This is a genomic window from Actinotalea ferrariae (genome assembly GCF_019733465.1).
GTDB lineage: Bacteria > Actinomycetota > Actinomycetes > Actinomycetales > Cellulomonadaceae > Actinotalea > Actinotalea ferrariae_A.
Genome location: NZ_JACVQL010000295.1, coordinates 1 through 3,161 on the forward strand (window position 1 = coordinate 1; position 3,161 = coordinate 3,161).

4 protein-coding genes are annotated in these 3,161 nt (G+C 75.5%); 2 read left to right on the forward strand and 2 right to left on the reverse strand.

Translation table 11 applies throughout. The features are described from left to right. Positions 1-911: ATP-binding protein (locus tag ICW40_RS18190; protein ID WP_221655414.1), on the reverse strand; the 911-nt coding region annotated here is incomplete at its 3' end. Positions 912-1,014: 103 nt separating this feature from the next. Between ICW40_RS18190 and ICW40_RS18195 the strand changes: the two genes are divergently transcribed. Both ICW40_RS18195 and ICW40_RS18200 read left to right on the forward strand, forming a co-directional pair. Next, positions 1,015-1,914 carry an SDR family oxidoreductase gene (locus ICW40_RS18195; protein WP_221655415.1) on the forward strand — a complete coding sequence of 300 codons (900 nt, stop codon included), beginning with the start codon at positions 1,015-1,017 and terminating at the stop codon, positions 1,912-1,914. Positions 1,915-1,982: 68 nt separating this feature from the next. Beyond that, complete coding sequence (locus ICW40_RS18200) at positions 1,983-2,660, forward strand: class I SAM-dependent methyltransferase (protein ID WP_221655416.1); 678 nt, start codon at positions 1,983-1,985, stop codon at positions 2,658-2,660. 10 nt (positions 2,661-2,670) lie between these two features. Here ICW40_RS18200 and ICW40_RS18205 read toward each other — a convergent pair whose 3' ends face one another. Next, positions 2,671-3,012 (reverse strand): MmcQ/YjbR family DNA-binding protein, encoded by a 342-nt coding sequence (locus ICW40_RS18205; protein WP_221655417.1) that lies wholly within the window; start codon positions 3,010-3,012, stop codon positions 2,671-2,673. Between the last annotated feature and the right edge of the window lie 149 nt (positions 3,013-3,161).

Below are 3,161 nucleotides of genomic sequence, written 5' to 3' on the forward strand. Positions count from 1 at the left end.
CCCATCGCGCTGCGCCGGACCTCGCCGTAGAGGGGGTGCACGAGCCGCGCGACGGCGCCGGACGGCTCCGCCTCGGTCCGCACGAGCCCGCGCGCCTCGGCGTCCTCGACCGCCGGCGCGCCCGCGAGCTCGACGAGCGTGCCCACGGCGAGCGGCTCCCCCAGCGCCACGAGGTCGACGACGTCGCGCACGGCCGCGTCGAGGGCACCGATCTCGCGCTCGAGCAGCGCGGCGAGCTCGCGCGAGACGTGCGGCTCGCCGGACCAGCACCACACGCCGGAGGCGGGGCTGAGCCGGCCCGAGCGCATCTCGCCGGTGACGAGGTGGCGCAGGAACAGCGGGCTGCCCTGGCTCAGCGCCCACAGCCGGTGCGCGGTCGCCGTCTCGACCGGTCCGGCGAGGACGTGCGCGAGGAGGTCGGTCGTCGTGGCGCGGTCGAGCGGCGCGAGGTCGCGACGCGGCAGCAGCTCGTCCTTCCAGAGCGCGGTCACCGGGTCCGGCGCCGGCTCGCCGTCGCGGACGGTCACGAGCACGGGCGCGAGCCGGCGGACGACGACGCGGTGCAGCACGAGCGCCGAGAGCTCGTCGAGCAGGTGCGCGTCGTCGACGCCGAGGACCACGGGCCGACGTCGGGCGAGGTCGTCGAGCACGCGGCCCACGGCCGCGGCGGCGTCGCCAGGCGGGACCTCGACCAGGCCGGCGAACGCGCCGAGCGGGTAGGTGCGGGCGGCACGGCTGCCGAGCGCCCAGACGACGCGCGCCCCCGCGCGCGCCGCGGCGTCCCGGACGAGGCGGGTCTTCCCCACACCCGCGGGCCCCACCAGCAGGATCCCGGCCGCACCGGGCCGGACCGCCGCCGCGATCTCACGGAGCTCCGCGTCCCGACCGGTCAGCGGCCACGGCCGCGCCATCTGCCGATGCTAGCGACGGCGATCCGCGTACCGCACTACTCGCTCCGGCACCGCCCGGCGGCAGGATCGTCGAAGCATCCCGGCTTCGTGGAAGGTGCCTCCCATGACTGCACGCCCGACCACCCGCTCCGTCCTCGTCACCGGCGCCGGCCGCGGCATCGGTCGCGCGATCGCGCTGCACCTGGCCCGCGAGGGCTGGCAGGTTCACGCAGGCGTCCGCACCGACGTCGCCGCGAAGGCCCTGATGGACGAGTCGGACGCGATCACGCCCGTCGAGCTCGACGTCACCGTCCGCGAGCACGTCGCCGCCATCGACGCCGCCGTGCCCGACCGGCTCGACGCGCTCGTCAACAACGTCGGCATCGGGGTCCCCGGGCCGGTCGAGACGCTCAGTCGCGAGGACATGCACCGCCAGCTCGACGCCAACCTCGTCGGCCCGCTCGACGTCACGCGCGCCGTGCTGCCGCGTCTGCGCCGCACCCGGGGACGCATCGTCTTCATCTCGTCCGTCAACGGGCGCGTCTCGTTCCCGTTCACGGGCATCTACAACGCGTCCAAGTTCGCGGTCGAGGCGGTCGCCGACTGCCTGCGCGTCGAGCTCGGCCCGTTCGGCGTCCAGGTCGGGCTCATCGAGCCGGGCGTCGTCGCGACCGACCCGTGGAAGGAGATGGACCGGCTCATCGCCGAGTTCGCGGACGGCCTCACGCCCGAGCTGCGCAGGCTCTACGCCGAGCACATCGCCGGCGAGCGCCGGCTGCTCGCGAACCTGGGGAGCCGTGCGGCGCCGCCCGAGGGCGTGGCTCGTGCCGTCGCTCGTGAGCTCGACCGCACCCGGATGCACCCGCGCACCCCCGTCGGGCGGGACGCGCGCGTCATCCTGCTCATGCGGGCCCTCCTCAGCGACCGCCGGATGGACGGCGTCTGGACCCGCAGCCTGGGCCTCCCGCGCGCCGTGCCCGCTCGAGCGACGGATCGCCACACCGCCGGCGCGTTGCCGATCTAGCAACAGGACTTGCTCCGCGCTCGCATGGTCGCGCACAGTGCCTCGACAGCCCGACGGAGAGGCACGCCATGACGGAGCACACCCACGAGCACGAGCACCAGCACGGGCACGACCACGCAGGCGAGGACGACGACGACGTCTTCGAGCCGTCCGGCTGGGAGGCGCGGTACACCGGCGACTCTCCCGTGTGGTCCGGCCGGCCGAACGCTCAGCTCGTCGCCGAGGCGACGGGGCTCACGCCGGGCACCGCGCTCGACGTCGGCTGCGGCGAGGGCGGCGACGTCATCTGGCTCGCCCAGCAGGGATGGCACGTCACCGGCGCGGACTTCGCGGCCGCCGGTCTCGCGCGGGCGGCCCGCAACGCCGAGGCGGCGGGGGTCGCGGCCCGCACCGAGTGGTGGCAGGTCGACGCCCGCACCTTCGACGCGGGCGGCCGCACGTGGGACCTCGTGACCACGCACTTCCTGCACCCGCCGGACGCGGGCATGGCCGACGTCGTCCGCCGGCTCGTGACGGCCGTCGCGCCCGGCGGGCACCTGCTCGTCGTCGGGCACGCGCCGTCGGAGCTGCACCGGCAGCTCTCCGCGGCGAAGCGCCGGGCGATGTTCGTTGCCGCGGATCTCGTGCCCGCGCTGCCGGACGGGTTCGAGGTCCTCGTCCTGGAGCAGAGGCCGCGTACCGCGACGCACCAGGGCACCGAGCACCATGTGCACGACTCGACGCTCCTGGCCCGCCGGACGGCCTAGCGCGAGCGGGTCACTCCCCGTAGGCCCCGGCGACGCTCTTCGGCACGCACATGCGCCAGGCGTCGACGAGCAGCTCGCGCAGCTCGTCGGCGTCGATGGCGGCGAGCCTGACGTCGACCCACTGATACCGCATGTCGGAAGGCCGGGGCAGGAGGAACTTCTCCGGCTCGGCAGCGACCAGCGACGCCCGCTCCTCGCGGGGGAAGCCGAAGCCCATGATCGTCTCGTCGCGCGAGAAGGCCGCGTACACGAGACGGCCCACGCGGAACTTGACCTGGTCGCGGACGACGACCTCGTACGAGCGAGGGAGCGTGCGCGCGATCGCGCGCGCGTCCTCGATCGTCACGGCCACGGCCCTCATGGTCCACCCGGGCGCGTGCCGGTGTCGACGGCCACCGCGCCGGTCGGCCTGTCGGTCGGCTCGACGGCCGGCCGCACCGCGCCGCTACGCGGCGATGCGCCGATCGCCGAGGGACGCGCTGCGGCCGCCCGGGGCGGCGT